General features: G+C 60.4%; 19 protein-coding genes. 18 read left to right on the top strand and 1 reads right to left on the bottom strand.

Annotation, left to right across the window (positions count from 1 at the left end):
- Window positions 1-52: 52 nt before the first annotated feature.
- The 16 genes from ASD36_RS27860 to ASD36_RS27785 all read left to right on the top strand — a co-directional run bounded on the left by ASD36_RS27860 (window position 53) and on the right by ASD36_RS27785 (window position 17,948).
- Window positions 53-1,000 carry an ABC transporter permease gene (locus tag ASD36_RS27860; protein ID WP_244482335.1) on the top strand — a complete coding sequence of 316 codons (948 nt, stop codon included), beginning with the start codon at window positions 53-55 and terminating at the stop codon, window positions 998-1,000.
- Window positions 1,001-1,005: 5 nt separating this feature from the next.
- Window positions 1,006-1,998, top strand: coding sequence for an ABC transporter permease (locus tag ASD36_RS27855; protein ID WP_060505986.1), 993 nt, complete (start codon window positions 1,006-1,008; stop codon window positions 1,996-1,998).
- Window positions 1,999-2,217: 219 nt separating this feature from the next.
- Window positions 2,218-3,183, top strand: a complete 966-nt coding sequence (locus tag ASD36_RS27850; RefSeq protein WP_060505985.1) for a sugar-binding transcriptional regulator — start codon at window positions 2,218-2,220, stop codon at window positions 3,181-3,183.
- 198 nt (window positions 3,184-3,381) lie between these two features.
- The gene (locus ASD36_RS27845; RefSeq protein WP_060505984.1) at window positions 3,382-4,818 is read left to right on the top strand and encodes an extracellular solute-binding protein; all 1,437 of its coding nucleotides are present in this window, start codon (window positions 3,382-3,384) and stop codon (window positions 4,816-4,818) included.
- A gap of 154 nt (window positions 4,819-4,972) precedes the next feature.
- Complete coding sequence (locus ASD36_RS27840) at window positions 4,973-5,896, top strand: sugar ABC transporter permease (RefSeq protein WP_060505983.1); 924 nt, start codon at window positions 4,973-4,975, stop codon at window positions 5,894-5,896.
- Between the two features lie 10 nt (window positions 5,897-5,906).
- Window positions 5,907-6,764, top strand: coding sequence for a carbohydrate ABC transporter permease (locus ASD36_RS27835; protein WP_060505982.1), 858 nt, complete (start codon window positions 5,907-5,909; stop codon window positions 6,762-6,764).
- A 3-nt stretch (window positions 6,765-6,767) separates the two neighbouring features.
- Complete coding sequence (locus tag ASD36_RS27830) at window positions 6,768-7,886, top strand: ABC transporter ATP-binding protein (RefSeq protein WP_060505981.1); 1,119 nt, start codon at window positions 6,768-6,770, stop codon at window positions 7,884-7,886.
- Window positions 7,883-9,007: an ABC transporter ATP-binding protein gene (locus ASD36_RS27825; RefSeq protein WP_060505980.1), complete on the top strand. Its 1,125-nt coding sequence runs from the start codon at window positions 7,883-7,885 to the stop codon at window positions 9,005-9,007. The genes ASD36_RS27830 and ASD36_RS27825 overlap by 4 nt, the downstream gene beginning before the upstream one ends.
- A complete protein-coding gene (locus ASD36_RS27820; RefSeq protein WP_060505979.1) occupies window positions 9,007-10,584 on the top strand; it encodes an FGGY-family carbohydrate kinase in 1,578 nt (525 codons plus the stop codon). Before ASD36_RS27825 ends, ASD36_RS27820 begins: the two co-directional genes overlap by 1 nt.
- On the top strand, window positions 10,581-11,618 hold the full coding sequence (locus tag ASD36_RS27815) for a 2-hydroxyacid dehydrogenase (protein WP_060505978.1): 1,038 nt from the start codon (window positions 10,581-10,583) through the stop codon (window positions 11,616-11,618). Before ASD36_RS27820 ends, ASD36_RS27815 begins: the two co-directional genes overlap by 4 nt.
- 10 nt (window positions 11,619-11,628) lie before the next feature.
- Complete coding sequence (locus tag ASD36_RS27810; protein ID WP_060505977.1) at window positions 11,629-12,285, top strand: class II aldolase/adducin family protein; 657 nt, start codon at window positions 11,629-11,631, stop codon at window positions 12,283-12,285.
- A complete protein-coding gene (locus ASD36_RS27805; protein WP_060505976.1) occupies window positions 12,282-13,796 on the top strand; it encodes a glycerol-3-phosphate dehydrogenase in 1,515 nt (504 codons plus the stop codon). The genes ASD36_RS27810 and ASD36_RS27805 overlap by 4 nt, the downstream gene beginning before the upstream one ends.
- A 15-nt stretch (window positions 13,797-13,811) precedes the next feature.
- Window positions 13,812-14,867, top strand: coding sequence for a class II aldolase/adducin family protein (locus tag ASD36_RS27800; RefSeq protein ID WP_060505975.1), 1,056 nt, complete (start codon window positions 13,812-13,814; stop codon window positions 14,865-14,867).
- On the top strand, window positions 14,864-16,153 hold the full coding sequence (locus ASD36_RS27795) for an FGGY-family carbohydrate kinase (RefSeq protein ID WP_060505974.1): 1,290 nt from the start codon (window positions 14,864-14,866) through the stop codon (window positions 16,151-16,153). The genes ASD36_RS27800 and ASD36_RS27795 overlap by 4 nt, the downstream gene beginning before the upstream one ends.
- Window positions 16,150-17,010 (top strand): TIGR01459 family HAD-type hydrolase, encoded by an 861-nt coding sequence (locus ASD36_RS27790; RefSeq protein ID WP_060505973.1) that lies wholly within the window; start codon window positions 16,150-16,152, stop codon window positions 17,008-17,010. Before ASD36_RS27795 ends, ASD36_RS27790 begins: the two co-directional genes overlap by 4 nt.
- A 5-nt stretch (window positions 17,011-17,015) precedes the next feature.
- A complete protein-coding gene (locus ASD36_RS27785) occupies window positions 17,016-17,948 on the top strand; it encodes a TIM barrel protein (RefSeq protein ID WP_060505972.1) in 933 nt (310 codons plus the stop codon).
- A 305-nt stretch (window positions 17,949-18,253) separates the two neighbouring features.
- Here ASD36_RS27785 and ASD36_RS27780 read toward each other — a convergent pair whose 3' ends face one another.
- Window positions 18,254-19,417 carry a dihydrodipicolinate synthase family protein gene (locus ASD36_RS27780; protein ID WP_060505971.1) on the bottom strand — a complete coding sequence of 388 codons (1,164 nt, stop codon included), beginning with the start codon at window positions 19,415-19,417 and terminating at the stop codon, window positions 18,254-18,256.
- Between the two features lie 332 nt (window positions 19,418-19,749).
- Here ASD36_RS27780 and ASD36_RS27775 point away from each other — a divergent pair, with 332 nt between their 5' ends.
- Both ASD36_RS27775 and ASD36_RS27770 read left to right on the top strand, forming a co-directional pair.
- Complete coding sequence (locus tag ASD36_RS27775) at window positions 19,750-20,799, top strand: LacI family DNA-binding transcriptional regulator (RefSeq protein ID WP_060506095.1); 1,050 nt, start codon at window positions 19,750-19,752, stop codon at window positions 20,797-20,799.
- Window positions 20,796-21,797, top strand: coding sequence for a Gfo/Idh/MocA family oxidoreductase (locus tag ASD36_RS27770; protein WP_060505970.1), 1,002 nt, complete (start codon window positions 20,796-20,798; stop codon window positions 21,795-21,797). The genes ASD36_RS27775 and ASD36_RS27770 overlap by 4 nt, the downstream gene beginning before the upstream one ends.
- The last annotated feature ends 9 nt before the right edge of the window (window positions 21,798-21,806 follow it).

Below are 21,806 nucleotides of genomic sequence, written 5' to 3'. Positions count from 1 at the left end.
CATGACGACGATCGATACATCCGCTCCAGGAGAGCGTGCCGCCCGCCCCAATATGGCGCAGTTTCTCAGCCGTTACGGCACATTTGCAGCCTTCATCCTGCTCGTGCTGTTCAACCTGATCGTCACGCCGAACTTCCTTTCCTGGCAGACGCTCAACGTCAACCTGACGCAGGTGGCAACCATCGTCATCGTCGCCGTTGGGATGACATTGGTGATCGCCACCGGTGGCATCGATTTGTCGGTCGGGTCTCTCATGGCGATTGCGGGTACAGTTGCACCGATGATCTTCATGGGCAAGGTGCTGCCGATCGAGAACATGGGCATTCTCATTCTTCTCTCGTTCATCCTCCCGGTTCTGCTGGTCATGGCATTTGGCTGGTTCAACGGGGTGCTGGTGACGCGGTTTTCGATCCAGCCGATCATTGCCACACTTGTCTTGTTCATTGCGGGGCGGGGAATTGCCCAGGTCGCCACCAACGGCAATCTGCAGGTTTTCAAGAACCCGGATTTCCAGTTCATCGCCATGGGCCGTATCGCCGGTATTCCGGCGCAGGTGATCATCATGATCATTGTCGCGGTGCTCGCTCATTGCCTGATCCGCTACACGGTCATCGGCCGCCAGATCATCGCCGTCGGTGGTAACGAGAAGGCGGCGCGGCTGACAGGTATTCCGGTGCGGCGGGTCAAAACCTTTGTCTACATTGTCAGTGGTGCTCTCGCCGGTGTTGCCGGGCTGATCGTCGTTGCCCGCAATTCGGCGAGCGACGCCAATCTGGTTGGGCTCGGGATGGAGCTTGATGCCATCGCCGCGGTTGCCGTTGGCGGCTCGCTGCTGACGGGCGGCCGGGCCAATATCGTCGGCACGGTGTTGGGCGCCTTCGTCATCCAGCTGGTGCGCTATACGCTTCTTGCCAACGGCGTGCCGGATGCGGCGGCATTGATCGTCAAGGCAGGCCTGATCGTCGTCGCCGTCTTCATCCAGCAACGTGCCAAGGCATAACGGATATGACCTCCATGCTGAAAACCCTCTCGCGGCCCTTCATGGCCAAATCCTCCGGCGACTTCGCCCGCCTCGGCGTGCTTCTGGCGCTGGCGGGCCTGATCCTGTTCGGCGCGCTGCGCTATGACAATTTCATCTCGCCGTTCAACATCCTGAGTTTCCTGCGCTACAATTCGATGTTCGCGCTGATCGCGCTCGGCATGGCCTTTGTCATCATCACCGGCGGCATCGACCTTTCGGTCGGCGGCGTGGCGGCGATGGCGAGCGTGGTTGCCGCCTATCTGTCGCCGTATGGATGGTTTCCGGGATTGGCCGGCGGTATGGTTGCCGGGCTGATTGCTGGCGCAATCAATGGCCTGATCATCACCCGGATGCGGATCCAGCCGTTTATCGCAACGCTGGCAATGATGCTGGCTGCCTACGGGACAGCGTTGCTGCTGGCCAACAACCAGTCTGTTTCGGTGTCCTATGACACCGGATTCACGATGATCGGGCAGGACGATTTTCTCGGATTTCCGATTCCTGCCTGGATTGCCGCGCTCGCCTATGTGCTCGGCTGGGTCTTTCTGGAGCGGCATCCTGCCGGGCGGCATGTGCTGGCGATCGGTGATGGTGAGGCGACGGCCAATCTGATGGGATTAAAGGTCGAAAAAACGCTTTTTGCCGTCTATGCGCTGTCCGGTCTGCTTGCCGGTCTTGCCGGGGTTATCCTTGCCTCGCAGTTCGGCGCGGGGCAGCCGACAGAGGGCGTGGGCTGGGAACTGTTTGCTATTGCTTCTGTCGTGGTCGGCGGTACGTTGCTGACCGGCGGCTCCGGTTCGGTCGGCGCGACGCTGGCGGGGGCACTGCTGCTCGCCATGGTGTTCAACGTCCTCAATTTTGAAAACGGTCTCGGCTGGATTTCGCTCTCGGCCTACTGGCAGTCCGTTATCCGCGGCTCTTTCCTTCTCGTCGTTGTGGTACTGCAAGCCCGGCTGATGAAAAAGACCGAGGCGTAAGCCTAGTCTTCCACGCCTCTCTTTTTTCCAGCGCGTCCGGGCAACCGGGCGCGCTTTGCGTTTGTCCACAGTCACGCTCTTTAAGGCTGCAGGTGCATATCGAATTGGTGCGCCGCCGCATCGAACGTGCTTGACAAATTTTTCATTGCGTGAAAATTCTTTCATCAACAGATAAAAATATCACCTAGTGAAAAAAATAGCAGGAACGGGAGGCGGGGTATGGTTCAGGGCGGTGGCTCCTTCAAGGACGATGAGTCAAGCATGGCGACGCGTGCAGCATGGCTGCACTATGCCGGTGGATTGACCCAGTCCGAAGTTGCCAAGCGCCTCGGTCTGACATCGCTGAAAGCCCATCGTCTGATCACCAAGGCCAACCAGGAAGGTCTGGTGAAGGTCTATATCGACGGCGAAGTCTCCGAATGCGTTGAACTGGAGCAGAAACTGTCGGCGCGTTATGGCCTCGACTATTGTGAAGTCGTTCCTGATTTCGATCCGGAGGACCTGCCGCTGAAAGCGCTCGGTATCTCCGGTGCGCAGTTCCTCAAGCGGGAGATCGAGAAAGAGGGACCGGTGCTGATCGGCATGGGGCATGGCCGCACACTGGCCGCTTGCGTCGAATATCTGCCGCGCACCACCAATCACGACGTCCGCTTCGTCTCGCTGCTCGGTGGCCTGACCCGCCGGTTTTCCGCCAATCCCCATGACGTTATCCACCGGCTGGCCGAGCGCACGGGGGCGGAGGCCTATGTGATGCCGGTGCCGTTCTTTGCCAATACCGTCGAGGATCGCGATGTTCTGTTCAATCAGCGCGGCGTGCGCGAAGTGTTCGATCTTGCCAGCAGCGCCGACCTTTTGCTGGTTGGCATCGGCACGGTCGAGCGCGAAGCATCGCTGGTCTCCACCGGCATGATCGAAAAGAGCGAGATCGAGGAAATCAAGAATGGTGGTGGTGCCGGCGAATTGCTTGGCCATTTCTTCGACGACAGGGGCCAGCCGATCGAGACGTCGCTATCGAACCGCACATTCACGCTGAGCCGTGAGGACCTGAAAAACCGCCGTACGGTCGCTGTTGCCGGCGGCAAGGTGAAGGCGCGCGCCATTCGTGCCGTGCTGGAAAGCCGGTTTCTGAGCGGGCTGATCACCGACGAGAAGACGGCGCAGACATTGATGGAGGATGCCGCCTGAAACGGCGCTGTCCCGCATAGGGAGTGACGGCTTGCGACTGATCCGGGGAGTGGTTCGGTTCAAGCCTTTCGCAGCTGCATCCCGTCCGGCACCGTGCCGCGGGGTGCACGCGCTGCGATCTGGAGGAAATACCGGTCGGGTAAGCCGGTACGGCTCAATGGATTGAGCATGTTTTGCCCGTGAAGGAGGAGAAGACCAATGCATGAGAAAGAGAAAGACCTGATCAGTGCATTCCTGCGTGGAGAGGTGGACCGCCGCGGAATGCTGAAGGGCCTCGGCGCCATGGGCGTTACGGCTGGTGCGGCGGGCACGCTGCTCAACATGATGTCCACCAGGGCAATGGCTGCCGATTTCGACTGGAAGAAACATTCCGGCAAGACCGTAAAGCTGCTTTTGAACAAGCATCCCTATGCCGATGCGATGATTGCCAACCTGCAGTCGTTCAAGGACCTGACCGGCATCGACGTCAAGTATGACGTGTTTCCGGAAGACGTCTATTTCGACAAGGTGACCGCTGCCCTGTCATCCGGCTCCACCGAATATGATGCGTTCATGACCGGCGCCTACATGACCTGGACCTATGGTCCGGCCGGCTGGATCACCGACCTCAAGGAATGGATCAACGATCCGGAAAAGACCAACCCAAACTACGCCTGGGACGACTTCCTGCCGGGCGTGAAGAATTCCTGCGCCTGGAACGGCCAGCCCGGCGGCGCGCTGGGTTCGGACGACGCTAAGCAGTGGTGCATTCCGTGGGCGTTCGAGCAGAACAACATCACCTATAACAAGTCGATGTTCGACAAGGCCGGTGTTTCCGTGCCGAAGAACCTCGATGACATGATTTCCGTGGCGGCCAAGTTGCAGAAGGATGTCGGCGGTATCTACGGTATCGGCGTGCGTGGCTCGCGCTCCTGGGCGACGATCCATCCGGGCTTCCTGTCCGCCTACTCGAACTTCAACGAGAAGGACCTGAACGTCACCGACGGCAAGCTGTCGGCAGCGATGGGAACGGCAGGCTCCAAGGCCTTCCACGCCAAATGGGTGCAGATGATCCAGGAAAGCGGCCCGAAGGATTGGTCGACCTATACCTGGTATCAGGTCGGTACCGATCTCGGCGCCGGTGCCTCGGCGATGATTTTCGACGCCGATTGCCTGGGCTACTTCATGAACGGCGGCGACAACAAGATGGCCGGACAGCTGTCTTATGCCGCCTTCACCGCCAACCCGGATGCGACGGCCTCGACGCCAAACATCTGGATCTGGTCGCTTGCCATGTCCAATTTCTCCAAGGACAAGGACGCCACCTGGTACTTCCTGCAATGGGCGACCGGTCCGGAGCATGCGATCTTCGGCGCCACCAAGATGGATTTTGTCGATCCGGTCCGCCAGTCGGTCTGGAAGGACGAAGCCTTCCGGACCAAGCTGAACAAGTATCCGGGTTATGTCGACATGTTCGACGCATCGGCGGCCGGCGCTTCGATCAAGTTCACCCCGCAGCCATTGTTCTTCGATGTCACCACCGAATGGGCGGCGACATTGCAGAAGATGGTCGCCAAGGAAGTTCCTGTCGACGAAGGTCTCGACCAGCTGGTCGAGAGCATCGATCGCCAGCTGAAGGAAGCCGGTCTCGGCTGATCTGCCTCCCAAGCAGAGCCCGGCGCTCAATAGAGCGCCGGGCACCCGCACACCGGCTGACAGCCGCCTTGAGACAACGTGAGATGCCGATGGACTGGCGCGGGACAAACCGCGTGCCGCGCGCTTTCTTCAAAGACAAAGAACGGAGCTCGACATGGCTTCAACAGCAACCCTCCGCAAACCGGCTTCAGGTTTCCGCATCAGCCGGAAGATGCTGCCTTATGTGCTGAGCCTGCCTGCCCTGCTCGTCTGCATCGGCATCCTGATCCCCTTCATCACGGCCGTGATTTATTCCTTCCAGCGCTACCGGCTCAGCCAGCCCTGGGCGCGGCAGTTCAACTGGGGTGAAAACTATCTCAACTTTTTTACCGATCCGGCCTTCTGGAACACGCTGAAAGTCTCGCTGCTTTATGCCGGGATCACGGTGACGCTGGAGTTGTTGCTCGGTCTCGGTATTGCGCTTCTTCTGCAGCGCCGCTCGACGGTCAACAACTTCATCTCGATCATGCTGCTTCTGCCATTGATGATCGCGCCAGCGCTGGCCGCGCTGATGTGGAAGCTGATGACCAACCCGAGCTTCGGCATCCTCAGCTACCTCGCCAGCCTGATCGGCCTGCATGATTTCCGCTGGGCATCTTCCCCGAGCACGGCGCTGTTGACCGTCGTTCTCGTCGATATCTGGGTCTATACACCCTTCATCATGATCCTTTTGCTGGCGGGCCTGCGCTCGCTGCCGACCCAGCCGTTCGAGGCGGCAGCCCTGGATGGCGTGCCACGGACCTTCGTGTTCTTCCGCATTACGCTACCGATGCTGACGCCCTATATCCTGACGGCCACGTTGTTCCGTCTGCTCGACAGTATCCAGCAGTTCGATATCATCTACGCGATGACGCAAGGGGGGCCAGGCAATACGCTGACCGTTTTCCAGGTGGAAGCCTATCTCAACTTCTTCCAGTCGACCAATGTCGGGCGCTCCGCGGCGCTGATGGTCATCCTCTGGGCGATCACCTACCTGCTCTCCAATATCTTCATCAAGAACTGGCTGCGGCTGCGCGAACGCGCCCGCGGCGAAGCGTGAGGGGAAAACCATGGAAACCACATCCACGCTCGAAAAGACCCTGCGGCTGATCGCGCTCTCGCTCGTCGTCATCTTCTTCATGTTCCCGATCTTCTGGATCTTCCTGATGTCGTTCCAGACCAACGAGACGATCCTGGCGATCCCGCCATCGGTGATCTTCACGCCGACGCTGTCGAACTATGCGGCACTAATCACCGGCAAGCTGACGACGGCAGCCGGCACGCTCGACATCGCCTTCATGCGCAATCTCGGCAACTCGATCTTCCTCTCGGTGACCTCGGTCGCCCTGGCGCTCGTCCTTGGCGTGCCGGCCGCCTATGCCTTTGCCCGCCACAAGTTCAAGGGCTCGGAAGACATTGCTTTCACGCTTTTGTCCTTCCGGTTCGCACCGCCGCTGCTCGTGCTCCTGCCGCTGACCCAGTATTTCCAGTGGCTCGGGCTATCGGACACCTATTTCGGACTGATCTGGGTTTACCAGCTGATCTGCCTACCGCTCATCCTGTGGATCGTCCGCGGCTATTTCGAGGATATCTCGGCCGACGTCGAATATGCCTACCGGATCGCAGGGCATTCGTGGTTTGCCACCTTTCGCAAGATCGCCCTGCCGCTGGCAGGACCGGGGATTGCGGCTGCCGGTCTGTTGGCCTTCATCTTCGCCTGGAACAATTTTGTCTTCGCGCTGGTGCTGGCCTCGGCTGACAAGCAGCCGGTGACCGTGGGCGCGCTTGCCTTCGTCACGTCTTCCGGCATCCAATACGGCCAGATTGCCTCGGCCATCGTGCTGTCGGTGACGCCGACACTTGCACTTGCACTCTACGCCCAGCGCTATCTTGTCGAAGGCCTGTCGCTTGGCGCGGTGAAGGGATAAATCATGACAACACTTCAGCTTAAAAACATCGTCAAGCGCTACAAGACCAACACGGTCCTCGACAACCTGTCGCTGGATGTGGCCGATGGCGAAACGCTGGTGCTGTTTGGCCCATCGGGTGCGGGCAAGACGGTGCTGCTCCGGCTGGTTGCCGGTGTGATCGATCCTGAAGAGGGGCAGATCCTGATCGGCGGCGAGGATGTCTCCGATATCGATGCCGAGCATCGCGGCATCGGCATGGCCTTCCAGAATTTCGCGCTGTTTCCACATATGAGTGCCTTCGACAATATTGCCAGCCCGCTGACGGCGACGAATTCGACGAAGGACGCCATCTCGGCGGGCGTGCATAAGGTCGCCAAGCTGCTCAAGATCGACCACGTGCTGTCCCATCATCCAAAGGCGCTGTCGAATGGACAGAAACAGCGCACGGCGCTGGCCCGCGCGCTGGCAGGTTCGCCGCCGCTGCTGTTGCTGGATGATCCCTTGCGCAATGTCGACGCCAAGCTGCGTTTCGAGATGCGTTTGGAATTGCCACGACTGCTGGCCGCGCAGGGTGCCACGGTTGTCTACGTGACGCAGGATTACAAGGAGGCCATGGCGCTCGGCGACCGCATCGCGGTCATGTCACAGGGCCGTATCCGCCAGATCGGCACGCCGGAGGATATCTACAATACACCGGCCGATATCGAGATCGCCCGACTGTTCGGCGATCCGACCATCAACCTCCTGGATGTAACGCCGAAAGCCGGACCGGAGGGTATCCATGTCGAGCTTTCGAACGTGAAGGTGGTTTTGCCCGGCATGCCGGCGGACGTTGCCGGAAGAGCCTGCGTCATCGGCCTTCGGCCCGAAGCCATAGCCTTTACGGATGCTGGTGCGCCGGGGGCTATTCCGGTGACGGTGGAAGCCGAAACGCCGCTCAATGAAAAGACGGTAACGCTGGTCCTGACCGCACGTGGCCGGGAAATCCTGGTGTCGCGCCCGGCGGGGACGCCCGGCCCGGTCTCCGGCCCCGCCCATATCGCCGTCAACGGACGGGCGGCCTTCCTGTTCGACAAGGAGAGTGGCGGGCTGATCCGTTCCGCCGCAACCCCGATGACACGCAATGGAGAAGCGGCATGAGCGAGACCGCACTGTTCATCAAGGGCGTCGACAAGTTCTATGGCCCGATCGATCATGGCGTCCATGCTGTCAAACAGCTGAACATGGACGTGAAAAAGGGAGAGATCATCGCGCTTCTCGGCTCGTCCGGCTGTGGAAAGACCTCGACATTGCGCATGGTCGCTGGTTTCGAAGCCGTGTCGCGCGGCACGATTTCGATGAAGGGACGCGAGGTTCAGACCTTCGCTCCCGTCAAGCGCAACGTCGCCATGGCGTTCGAGGGCTACTCGCTCTACCCGCCGCTGACCGTGCGTGAAAACATTGCCTTCGCGCTGAAGGCCTCTAGGCTGTCGCAGAGTGTCGTCGATGAGAAGGTCGCCAGTATCGCCAAGTTGCTGGAGATCGAGGATATCATGGGCCGCTATCCAAGCTCGATCTCGGGCGGCCAGCAGCAGCGTGCATCGCTCGGCCGGGCGCTGATCCGGGATGCCGACCTGCATCTGCTCGATGAGCCGATGGGGCAGCTGGAGCCGCAGTTGCGCGCACTTTTGCGCGGCCGTATCAAACATTTCATCAAGGAACGCGGACTGACCGCTATTCTCGTCACCCACGACCAGACGGAAGCCAATGCGCTGGCCGACCGGATCGCCGTCATGGAGGGTGGCGTACTCCAGCAATTCGATACGCCGCAGATGATCAAGGAGCGTCCGGCCAACCTGTTTACCGGCACTTTCGTTGGCGAACCGCCGATGAACGTATTTTCTGCGGGGATTTCAGGGTCTGGCGATACGGTCTCTTTCGGCCTCAACGACGGTGTCAAGCTCGATTACAAGGCGTCTGACTTTTCCCATGAAGTGCGGGCCGAACTGATGAAGCGCAGCAAGGTCGTGCTTGGCATCCGGCCCTATGCGGTTCGCCGCAGTGAGGGCGGGGTCGGCGCGAAAGTGGCGGTCAACCAGTGGCTTGGGGACCAGACGCATATCGCCACTGATTTTGCCGGCGGCACGATGGTGCTGGTCGAGCATGACCGGACGAACCTGGCGATCGGCGAGAATGTCGGTATCCGCCTTGACCCATCGAGCCTGCATGTGTTCGACGGCGATAGCGGCAAGGCGATCAGCCATGGGCAGGAGCTTGCCTGATGCGCGATATCCTGATCGGGATCGATGCGGGAACCTCCGTCATTAAGTCCGTCGCTTTCGATCTTGGCGGCAAGCAGATCGCGGCTTGCGCCATCGCCAACAGCTATGAAAGCGAAGGCGGTAAGGGCGTTGTGCAGGACCTCGACCGGACCTGGGCTGATACTGCAAAGACGCTTGCCGATCTCGCTGGCAAGGTCGAAAATCTTGCCAGCCGGGTTGCGGCGATATCGGTGACGGGCCAAGGCGATGGCACTTGGCTGATCGACAAGAACGGCGACCCTGTCGGCAAGGGCTGGCTTTGGCTTGATGCCCGCGCCGGCGATACGGTGGAGCGGCTGCGGCAGGACAGGGGTGATGCCGCCCGCTTTTCCCATACCGGTTCAGGTCTTGCCGCCTGCCAGATGGGCTCGCAGCTTCGGTGGATTCTGGAAAACGCACCGGAGATGATCTATGGCGCGACAACAGGGTTTCATTGCAAGGACTGGCTCTATTTCAAGCTGACCGGAAAGCGCGCGACCGATCCTTCCGAGGCCAACTTTACCTTCGGAGATTTCCGTACCCGGCAGTATTCCGAGGATGTCATAGACTTTCTCGACCTGCGCAAACAACGCTACCTGCTGCCGGAGATCGTCGATGGTGCGGTGACACAGCATGCTTTAGGCGACGCCGCGGCAGCTTTGACCGGGCTTCTGGCCGGAACGCCCGTCGTGCTCGGTTACGTCGATGTCGTCTGCACGTCGCTCGGCGCCGGTCTCTACGAACCGGGAACCGATACCGGTTGCTCCATCATCGGTTCGACCGGCATGCATATGCGGCTGGCAAAGAGCGCCGATGATGTCCAGCTCAACAGGGATCTGACCGGTTACACGATGTGCCTGCCGATTGAGGGCCATTATGCGCAGATGCAGTCGAACATGGCGGCGACACTGAACATCGACTGGATACTGTCGCTTGCGGGCAGCGTGCTCAAGGGCATGGGTATCGACAAGAGCAAGGCCGAACTGCTCGGTCATGTCGAAGGCTGGCTGTCGGAATCCAAGGAAACCTCGCTGCTGTTCCATCCCTATATTTCCGAGGCAGGCGAGCGCGGTCCGTTTGTCGATGCCTCGGCGCGGGCGTCTTTCATCGGGCTCGATCTGAACCACGGCTTTGCCGACATGGTCCGTGCCGTCTTCAACGGTCTCGCGATGGCGTCGCGTGATTGCTACGTCGAGATGGGACCGCTGCCGTCGCGGGTGCGGCTGACCGGCGGCGCGGCGCGCAGCGCATCCTTGCGGCGCATTCTCGGCGGCGCGCTCGGCTCATCGGTGCAGACCAGCGAGCGCGAAGAGGCGGGCGCTGCCGGCACGGCGATGATCGCCGCCGTTTCGCTCGGCATCTACGGCTCGATGGAAGACTGCGTCAAGCAATGGGTCACCCCCTATCAGCGGCCGGCGGAACCGGCCGACACAGCCATGGCGGCGCGTTTCAACGCGGCGTTTCCACTCTACAGGCAATCGCGCCTGTCCCTTCGTCCGGTCTGGCACGCCCTTTCCCACGGCACCGCCCCGGCAACTGAACAGGAAAGACTGAAATGAAGAAAATCGCCATCATTGGAGACCGGTTCATGCTGCCAACGGTCTTTCGCGACAAAGTCGTGGAAGCTTGTGGCGACGGGCATGATATCCGGCTTCTCGAACAGCCCTGGCCGGATGAGCCGATGGAGCACGGCTATGCCGTCGAGGGCATGGACGGCCTGAAGGAATATGTCGGCAAGGCCGACGACATCGTCGAGTTCGTTGGTGACGCTGAGATGGTCATCACTCAGTTGGCGCCGTTTTCCCGCGGCATGTTTTCCCAGCTTCCTGGCCTGAAGTTCATCGCAGTGTCGCGCGGTGGACCGGTCAATATCGACATGAGCGCCGCGCGGGACGCCAAGGTTCTGGTGGTCAACACGCCCGGCCGCAATGCCAGTGCGGTTGCCGAATTTACACTCGGCGCCATCCTTGCCGAAACCCGGCTGATCCGCTCCGGTCACGAGTCCCTGCGCAAGGGGGAATGGCGCGGAGAGCTTTACCGCGCCGACAAGACCGGCCGCGAACTTTCCGAAATGACGGTTGGTGTCGTCGGCTACGGCAATATCGGCACCAAGGTGGTGCGGCTGCTGCGGGCGTTTGGAACCAAGGTTGTGGTCTATGATCCCTATGTCCAACTCTCGGCCGATGACCGCAACGCGGGTGTCGAGCATGTCAGTTTCGACGATCTGTTGTCACGCTCCGATGTCGTGACGCTGCATTCGCGGGTGTCGGAAGAGACACGGCATATGATGAATGCCGAGAGCTTTGCGAAGATGAAGCCGGGAGCGATCTTCGTGAATACGGCGCGTGGGCCGCTTTGCGATTATGATGCCCTGTACGAGGCCTTGGTGAATGGCCCGCTCGGGTCTGCAATGCTCGAAACGTTCGCCGTCGAGCCGGTGCCGGAGGACTGGCCGCTCTTGCAACTGCCGAACGTAACGCTGACACCGCATATTGCCGGGGCTTCGGTACGCACCGTCACCTATGCCGCCGAGATGGCGGCCGAAGAGGTGCGCCGCTATATCGCCGGCCTGCCGCCGGTCAACCCGTGCTGAGGGCAGGACGATGACAGAGAATTACGTTCGCCAGTCGATCATCGACCATTGCCGTAAGATGAATGCGCTTGGCATCAATCAGGGAACATCCGGCAACATCAGCGCGCGCTATGAAGACCGGATGCTGATCACCCCGTCGGCAGCGCCCTATGATGAGATGACGCCGGACATGATCGCCTCGTTGCCGCTGGAGGGCGAATACGGCGCCTGGGATGGCCCGCGCAAACCTTCGACGGAATGGCGCTTTCATCTCGATATCATGAAGAGCCGGCCAGAGGTTCATGCGGTCATCCACACGCATGCGATCTATTCGACCATCCTTGCCATCGCCCACAAGCCGATCCCGGCCTGTCACTACATGATTGCCGCCTTTGGTGGCGACGACGTGAAAGTCTGCGACTATGCGCGCTATGGGACCAAGGAGCTTTCGGACAATATTCTTAAGGCGATGGAGGGCCGTACCGCCTGCCTGATGGCCAATCACGGCATGCTGGCCACCGGAGCAAGCCTTGAAAAGGCGATGTGGGCGGCGGTCGAGCTCGAAACCATTGCCAAGCAATATTACCATGCCTTGTTGATCGGCGGCCCGGTCGTGCTTTCGGCAGAGGAAATTGCCGGTGTCCGGAAGGGCTTTGCGAGTTACGGATTGCAGGAGAAACGATCGTGAGTGCTGAAGCCGGCATCATCGACCTGTTTATCATCGGCGGCGGTATCAATGGGGCAGGCATTGCCCGCGATGCGGCAGGGCGGGGCATGTCCGTCGTTCTTTGCGAAAAAGATGATCTGGCGCAGGGCACCAGTTCGCGATCCGGAAAGCTTGTGCATGGCGGGTTGCGTTACCTCGAGTATTACGAGTTCCGGCTGGTGCGCGAGGCCTTGATCGAGCGCGAGGTGCTGCTCGAATCCGCGCCGCATATCATCTGGCCGATGCGCTTCGTGTTGCCGCACAGCTCGTCCGACCGCCCGGCCTGGCTCGTTCGTCTCGGTCTGTTTCTCTATGATCATCTGGGCGGCCGCAAGCGGTTGCCCGGTACGCGCACGCTTGACCTGCGCACGGCGCCGGAGGGCGCGCCGGTCAAGACGGACTATCGCAAGGCGTTCGAATATTCCGATTGCTGGGTGGATGATGCCCGGCTGGTGCTGCTCAATGCGCTGGATGCCAAGCAGCGTGGCGCCAAAGTCTACACGAGAACTGCCTGCACGTCGGTGCGCCGCAATGGCGATCTCTGGGATATCGAGATGACTCAGGCCGGCACGGGCCGCAAGAGCGAACTGAAGGCGCGATGCGTCGTCAATACCGCAGGGCCATGGGTCAACGATGTCATCGGCCGTATTGCCGGGCTGAATTCCCGCCGCAATGTCCGGCTCGTCAAGGGCAGCCATATCATCGTGCCGAAATTCTGGGAGGGTCGGCAGGCCTATCTCGTCCAGAACCCGGACAAGCGGGTGATCTTCATCAACCCTTACGAAAATGATCTGGCGCTGATCGGCACCACCGATATTCCCTATGACGGCCGGCCGGAAGATGTGAAAGCCGATGCCAACGAGATCGATTATCTGATCAAATCGGTGAACCGCTATTTCAAGCAGCAGCTCGCCGAAAGCGATATCGTCCATAGTTTCTCCGGCGTGCGGCCGCTCTATGATGACAATGCCGAAAATCCGTCAGCCGTAACGCGGGACTATATTTTCGAGGTTGATGCGGAGAGTGGAAAAGCGCCGCTGCTTTCCGTGTTCGGCGGCAAGATCACCACGTTCCGCAAATTGTCCGAACATGCGCTGGAGAAGATCAGGCCGTTCTTTCCGTCGATGAAACCGGGTTGGACCTCGAAAGGTATCCTGCCTGGCGGCGATATGCCAAAGGCGGATTTCGATCAGTTTCTCGGCGATCTGCGGGCGCGATATCGCTGGCTTCCGGCCGATTTGGCCAAGCATTACGCAAGACTCTACGGCACGCGCGCCCATGACCTGCTCGGCAACGCGGTATCGCTCGACGATCTCGGTACGTCCTTCGGCAAGCTGTTGCGTGAACGCGAAGCGCGGTTCCTGATCGAAACCGAATGGGCGCAGACGCCGCAGGACATTCTGGAGCGCCGCACCAAACACGGATTGCACATGACGCCGGCAGAACGCGAGGCTTTCGCCGCCTGGTGTCTGCGGCAGTCGCAGGCGGCTTGAACGATATCGGAGACAATGGTGAGAAGTTCTGAATTCGAAGCCCTTCTGGATGTCTCGGCCCGGGTCGGTGCCGATCCGGCGCTGGTGCAGGCAGCTGGCGGCAATACCTCGATCAAGGAGGGCGGCACGCTGTGGATCAAGGCGTCGGGCCTTTGGCTGATGCAGGCAAGGCAGCGCGATGTGATGGTGCCGGTGGCGCTCGATGCGTTGCTCGACGCGCTGGAGCGTGATGATCCCTCGACCGAGAAAGCACAGGATTTCGTCATCGCGGACCGCAATCCATCCGGTTTGCGCCCCTCGATCGAAACGACGGTGCACGCCCTGATGCCGCAGAAAGTCGTGATCCACGTGCATTGTGTCGAAACGATCGCGACCGCTGTGCAGGTCAACGGCGAAACCATTGCCGCATCGAAACTATCGGGTATTCCGCATGCGTTCGTGCCCTATGCACGACCCGGCCTGCCGCTGGCAAAGGCGATCGCCACGCGGATTCGGCCGGATACCAGTGTGCTAATCCTCGGCAATCACGGGCTGGCCGTGGCAGCCGAAACCGTTGCAGAGGCGGAATTGTTACTGGCTGAGGTCTCAAACAGGCTGGCCCTGCCACGGCGCAAGGCGCCGGACGCCGACCTTGCGGCCCTCTCGCGGCTTGCCGTCGGCAGCAATTTCGCGCTGCCGGAAGACAGCCTGATCCATGATGCCGCGACCGATCTGGCAAGCTGCCGTATTGCCGCTGGTGGTAGTCTTTATCCGGACCATGTCATCTTCCTCGGCCGCGGATCGTTTGTTGCAGCGCCCGGCGAAACGGCCGCCGCGATCGAGGAACGGCATCGCGGCGAGGGAGTGTCCGTGCCGCCAGCACTGTTGTTTCCAGGCAAGGGCGTCCTGGTCTCCAAGGAGGTCACGGCCGGCGCGCTGGCCATGGCCCGTTGCCTCTCGGACGTCCTTGGCCGTATCAACGAAGGCGCGCGGTTGCGCTATCTGACGGATGCCGAGAATGCCGAGTTGCTTGGGTGGGACGCGGAAAAATACCGGCAGGAACTGAACCGGGCCGGAAAGACGCTGCAATGACCAGTGCCGCAAACAGGCCTTTGGTGATCGGTATTGATATCGGTACATCCGGCGCCCGCGCTGTGGCAATGGATGCGGATTTCGACATAGCCGCATCCGGGGCATCCAGACTTGCCGATTTTTCCGCCGACCATCGCGATCCCGTGATTTGGTGGCAAGCGGTACAGACCGCGCTTGGGCAGGTACTTGGTGCCATCGACCGGACACGGGTCCGGGCAATTGCGATTGACGGCACCTCTGGCACCGTGCTGCCAGTCGGCCCAAACGGCGCGCCGTTGGCGGCGCCGATGATGTACAATGATCCGGTCGAGGATGCGGATATTCTCGCCCGGATCTCCACCCATGCGCCGAAGGAAAGTGCGGTGCATGGGGCGACGTCCGGGTTGGCGAAAGCGCTGGTGTTTCAGTCCACTCCCGGCGTTTTCCGGATTATTCATCAAGCGGATTGGTTAGCCGGGCATTTCACCGGGCTTTATGATGTTTCCGACGAGAACAACGCGCTGAAGACCGGCTACGATCCGGTATCGCGCCGCTGGCCGGACTGGATCGCGGCAACGGGCGCGCGGCTCGATCTGCTCCCGGACGTGCTGCCTGCGGGTGCACCGATCGCCGGGATTTCCCAGGAGGCGGCGAGTGCGTTCGGCCTTGCGGATGATGTCGTCATCGTCGCCGGGACGACGGATGGCTGTGCTTCGTTTCTGGCAACCGGTGCCGGTCAGCCGGGCGATGCCGTTTCCGCGCTTGGGACGACACTCACGGTAAAGATGCTGTCCGACCGGCCGCTGTTTGCGCCGGAATATGGTCTCTACAGCCACCGGATCGGCGATATGTGGCTGGCTGGTGGTGCTTCCAATACCGGCGGCGTGGTGCTGTCCGCCCATTTCGACAACGAGAGGATCGCAGCGCTTTCCGCGGAGATCGATCCGGCGACGGATACCGGGCTCGATTATTATCCGCTGATCAAGGATGGTGAGCGCTTTCCGGTCAACGACCCGGCGATGAAGCCGCGCATGACGCCGCGGCCGCAAAGCGATGCCGAATTCCTGAAAGCGATCTTCGAGGGCATCGCGGGCGTCGAGGCTTTAGCCTATCAGCGGCTGGTGTCGCTCGGCAGCCCGGCCTTGGGTTCCATCCGCACAGTCGGCGGTGGTGCGAAGAACGCGGTCTGGACGGCGATCCGCAACCGGAAGATATCCATTGCCTTTCTGCCGGTGGCTTCGGAAGAGGCGGCTGCGGGAACGGCGCGACTTGCCCTGACCGGCGCGAAAGCGGCGGGCGTGCTATGAAGGGCGGGCCACTGACAATATCGGGCCTAGCTGAGATCGAAGAGCGTTTCGATGCCTTCCTGATCGATCAGTTCGGCGTGCTGCGGGATGGTAAAGGGCCGTATCCCCACGCTGCGGAGACACTTCTGCGGCTGAAGCAGGCTGGCAAGATGATCATCATCCTGTCGAACTCGGGAAAACGTTCGGCGGAAAATGACCGCCGCCTTGCCGCTCTTGGTTTTGATCCGCAGAGCTGGGACTGGTTTTTGACGTCCGGCGAGGTCGCCTGGCGTATCCTTCAGGCCGAAATCCGGCAGGAGGCCGGAAACACCGCACGCAAATGTCTGTTGATCAGCCGCGATGGCGATACCTCACCGCTGGACGGGCTTGATCTGACACGGACCGATCGCGGCGAGGATGCGGATTTCATCCTCTTGGCGGCAAGCGAAGGTGATGCATATCCGCTGACGTTCTACGAAACGCTCCTGGCGCCCGCAGCCGCGCGGGGTGTGCCATGCCTGTGCACCAACCCGGACAAGATCATGTTGACGAAGGACGGTACTGCCTTCGGGGCGGGGCGTATTGCTGAACTCTATGAAGATCTGGGGGGCACCGTGCGCTGGATCGGCAAGCCATTCGCCGACATCTATACAACGGCGCGTGAATTTCTGGGGGACGTTTTCGCGGAGAAAATCTGCTGCATCGGTGACAGCATCGAGCACGATATTGCCGGTGCCGCCGGGGCGGGGCTCGCATCGATCCTGGTGACGACCGGTATTCTCGAAACCGCGTCCGACGCTGATCGCCAGGCGCTGTTTGCCGAGCATGGCGCAGTTCCCGATTTCATCCTGCCGGCATTCATCTGGTCTGAGAGGTAAGGCTTATGGCGTTCACGCTGTCGCTCAACACCAATCCACTGGTCAACCGTTTCGCCGAGGCCGATGACCTGATCGATACGATCGCCGAGAAGATCCGCATTGGCTATGTCCAGCTGACCCACGAGTTCGTCAATCCGGGCTGGCCGGCTGCAACGATCGTCAAGCAGCTGCGCCAATTCAAGCGGGCGCTCGGGCGAACCGGCGTCAAGGTGACTTCGGGCATGACTGGGCCTTATGGACGGCTCAACCATTTCGGCCATCCCGATATCGATGTGCGCCGTTATTATATCGACTGGTTCAAGACCTTTGCCGATATTTCCGCCGAACTCGGTGCTTCCGGCATGGGCACCCAATTCGCCATCTTCACCCACAAGGACTATGACGACCCAGCGCGCCGCGAGGAACTGATGCGGATCGCCATCGATTGCTGGGCCGAAGTGGCCGAGCATGGCAAGGTTGCCGGTCTCACCTATCTGTTTTGGGAACCCATGTCAGTCGGCCGCGAGTTCGGCCATACGATCGCAGAATGCCGCGCGCTCGACGGGCGGCTGGCGCAGTCGGGCCTGCCGATTCCAATGAAGATGATGGTCGATATCGACCACGGTGACGTCACCTCCAGCAATCCGGACGACATCGATCCCTATGCCTGGGCGGAGGCGTTTCCGAAGGAATCGCCGATTATCCACATCAAGCAGTCTTCGATGAACAAGGGAGGGCACTGGCCGTTCATTGCCGTCCATAACAAGGACGGCCGGATAGTGCCTGAAAAGCTGCTCGACACGGTTCGCCGTGGCGGTGGTACCGACAACGAAATCTGCCTTGAACTCTCCTTTCGCGAACGCGAGCCGACCGATCATCTCGTCGTCGATATGATCCGCGAATCCGTGGAGTTCTGGGAGCCGCATATCGATACGGGCTTCAATTCCCGGCGCAACTGATCTCCCTGATGCGCCGCGGCCAGGCGCCCGGTAGCAATGCCGGGCGTTTTGGCATGGGATAGAACCCGAAGCCCAGCGACCACTCAGGACAACGCGTCTTTGAAAAGCTTGTCCAACCCCCCGATTTCAATGCTTTTCGTGATGGCCTCGTCACCACCACGCGCAAACTGCCGCCCATCCTCAATGCCATCATTCGGGATCAGGCGACATGGCAAAGCACTTCCGGAAAGACATCGCTCATCGACTCGCAGCCGCTCGTCACTCGCCGCTGGGGAGAAGGGGAATGTCTGCTATTGCCGAAGCCCTCAAACCCCTTGCATCACCAGAAACGCCTTCATTCGCTCCATAGCCATATCCGGCATATCCAGCACGTTGGCCTTGTCGGCCAAACGGAAGATATTGGCATAGTGCAAAACGCCACGGGCCGACTGCATGCCAGCCGGCATGGTGAAATGTCGTTGGTGGCCATTGAGCCAGGCGAGAAAAACCACGCCGGCCTTGTAATATTGCGTCGGCGCTTCGAAGATTTTTCGCGACAAAGGCACAGTCGGTTCGATCACCGCGCGGAAGGTGGCGGTATCGCCAGCGGCAAGCGAGGCCAGCGCCTTGGAGGCGGAGGGCGCCACGGCATCGAAGATGCCGAGCAGGGCGTGGCTGTATTTCTTTCCATCGCCTTCGATCAGTTCGGCATAGTTGAAATCATCGCCGGTGAAGCAGAGCACATCGTCGGGCAGACGGTTACGCAGGGCGACCTCGTAAGCATTGTCGAGCAATGAAATCTTGATGCCCTCGACCTTCGCCCTGTTCTCCTCGATGATCGACAGGACCGTATCGAGCGCCGTTTCGAAGTTTTCCGATCCCCAATAGCCCTTCAGTTGCGGGTCGAACATGTCGCCCAGCCAGTGCAGCACAACCTTGTCCCTGGTTTGCGACAGGATGCGGCCATAGACCTTGCGGTAGTCATCCGGCGATGTGGCGATGCGGGCGAGTGCGCGGCTGGCCATCATGATCGAGCGGCCGCCTTGCTGCTCGACGAAGCCGATCTGCGTTTCATAGGCGCGGATGACATCGTCGAGCGAGCGTGTATCGGTGGGTAAAAGGTGGTCGGTTCCGGCACCGCAGGCGAGATCGGCGCCCGGCACCGTGCGGGCTTCGGCCAGCGATCGGCGGATCAGTTCCTGCGCGCCTGCCCAATCCAGCCCCATGCCGCGCTGCGACGTGTCCATCGCTTCGGCGATCTTGAAGCCGAGAGCCCAGAGATGATGGCGGAAGGCCATCGTCCGCTCCCAGTCGATGGCCGGGCGGCCCCATGGATCGAGATCGCGCAATGGATCGGAGACCACGTGCGCGGCGGCATAGGCGATACGATTGAAGGTGGGGGCCGTTTTCGGCCGCGAGACCGGTGTTCCCGTCAAACGGTAAATCTCAAGCGAGCCATCGGCGTGTGGCAGCGACAGGGTGGCGGACATGCGGGCTCCTCCTTGGATATTGAAAGCCGAATAATTTAGATCGTTCCAAATTTCAAGGAAAATTTGCGTGCCAAACCGAAGCTTCGAATGCGCAGAGAGTAGATTTTTGGACTGACGTCGAGTTTCTTGTCGTTGTATGTAAGGCGCCGTGTTTTAAATTAACAAGCTAATATCAATGGCTTGTCTATTTCTGTGTTCTTCGATCCGGTTTCGCTGTCTGTGGATAAAGGGGAGCCTGATCGAGTTTGGCGAAATCCGCTTGACAAAATTGGAACGTTCCAATTATTTTGAGCATGCATGCTGAGGTGGAAGACCTTGGCCGGGAGGGTGATGTGGTAAAAGACCGGGTGACAGTGATCGATATTGCGCGCGCCGCCGGTGTGTCGAAGTCGACCGTGTCGCTCGTGCTGCAGGCGAGCCCGCTGGTCAATGAGGCCACCCGCGCCAAGGTCAATGCGGTCATTCGCGATCTCGGCTATGTCTACAATCGAGGCGCCGCCAACCTGCGCCAGTCCAATTCCAAATCGAAGATCATCGGTATCGTCGTCAACGACCTGACCAACAGTTTCTTCGCCGAGCTTGCTGTCGGCGTCGATATGGTCGTGCAGTCGGCCGGTTACGTGCAGTTTCTTGCCAATACCGCCGAAAGCGTCGACCGCCAGCGTGAGGTAATATCCTCGATGCGTGAGCACGGTATTTCCGGGCTGATCCTGTCGCCGGCGCGTGGAACAGATGCCAATGACCTGAAGCCGCTGGTGGCGAGCGGTATTCCCGTCGTCAATGTCGTCCGGCAGGTTACCGGCGCCAAGGTTTCCTCGCTGATCTCCGACAATCATGCCGGCATGCGCGATGCCGTCCGCCATCTGGCCGGGCTTGGCCATCACCGTATCGCGTTCCTCGGCGGCTTTCCCGATACGGCCGTTTTCAATGAGCGGCTGCAGGGTTATCGCGACGCGCTGTCCGATATGGATCTAGCTCTTCATGACGAACTTGTGGTCAGCTCGGCGCCGTCGCGGGCAGGGGGCGTCGCTGCCATCGAGCGGGCGTTGCTGCTCCGCGAGCGGCCGACGGCGGCAGTGTGTTTCAACGATGCGGTCGCTTTCGGGGTCTGCGACGGCTTGCGCGCCCATCGTCTTGATCCAGGTGAGGATTTTGCCGTGATCGGTTTCGACGACGTGATCGAGGCGCAGACGGCGGTGCCGGCGTTGACGACAATTTCGGTTGATCCGCAGGGCATGGGGCGCCGGGCGGCGCAGCTTCTTTTGAAACAGATCAATGCCGGACGGGCCGATGCGGAAGCGATCGTCAGTTCGGTGCGGCTGGTCGTACGCCAAAGCTGTGGTGCCGCCATCGACAAGCGGGAAAGGCTATCCTTGTTATGACACGTTGGGGTTTGATCGGGGCAAGCACGATTGCCCATGAATGGGTAATCGACGCGATCCGCGCCGTTGGTGGCGAGATCGTTTCGGTGATGAGCACCAGCGCCGAGCGCGGCGCCAAATATGCCGCAGACCACGGCATTGCAAAATCGGTGACCAGTGTTGACGAGCTTGTTGGTGATCCTGATGTTCAGGCCGTCTACATTTCCACCACGAATGAACTGCATCGCGACCAGGTGATTGCGGCGGCCAAGGCCGGCAAGCATATTCTCTGCGAAAAGCCGCTGGCGATGAGCCTTGACGATGCCCATGCCATGGTCAAGGTGGCACGGGATGCCGGTGTCGTCATGGCGACCAATCATCACCTTCGCGGTGCCGCAACCCATCGTGCCATGCGCGATGCGATTGCCGACGGAAAGATCGGCAAGCCATTGGCGGCCCGCGTCTGCCATGCCGGTTACCTGCCGCCGCATCTGCAGGGCTGGCGCTTGGACAAGCCAGAAGCGGGTGGCGGGGTCATTCTCGATATTACCGTGCATGACACCGATACGCTGCGTTTCGTGCTCGGCGACGATCCGGTCGAGGCGGTGGCGCTTGGCCAATATGGCGGCATGGCAAAGGCAGGGCTTGAAGATGCGGCGATGGGTATCCTGCGGTTCAAATCAGGCCTGATTGCTCAGTTCCATGATGGTTTTACCACCAAATATGCAGTTACCGGCTTTGAGGTGCATGGCTCGGACGGATCACTGATCGCCCGCAACTGCATGAGCCAGAAGCCGGTTGGCACGGTGACCTTGCGCAATGTCGAGGGTGAAACGGAGCTGCCGCTCGACCACCGCAATCTCTATGAAAACACGCTGACTGCCTTTGACAACGCCATTGCTGGCAAGGGCAAGCCGCTCTGTGGCGGCGAGGATGGCATCTGGTCGCTGGCGACGGGGCTGGCGGTGATGAAATCGGCGCAGACCGGAAATGCCGTCGCTGTCGAAACGGGGCTTTGAGGCCATGAT

Source organism: Rhizobium sp. Root1334 (assembly GCF_001426665.1).
In the GTDB taxonomy this organism is placed as follows: Bacteria; Pseudomonadota; Alphaproteobacteria; order Rhizobiales; family Rhizobiaceae; genus Pararhizobium.
The sequence above is the reverse complement of the archived record's forward strand: the minus strand, read 5'-3'. Positions and strand labels throughout refer to the sequence as shown.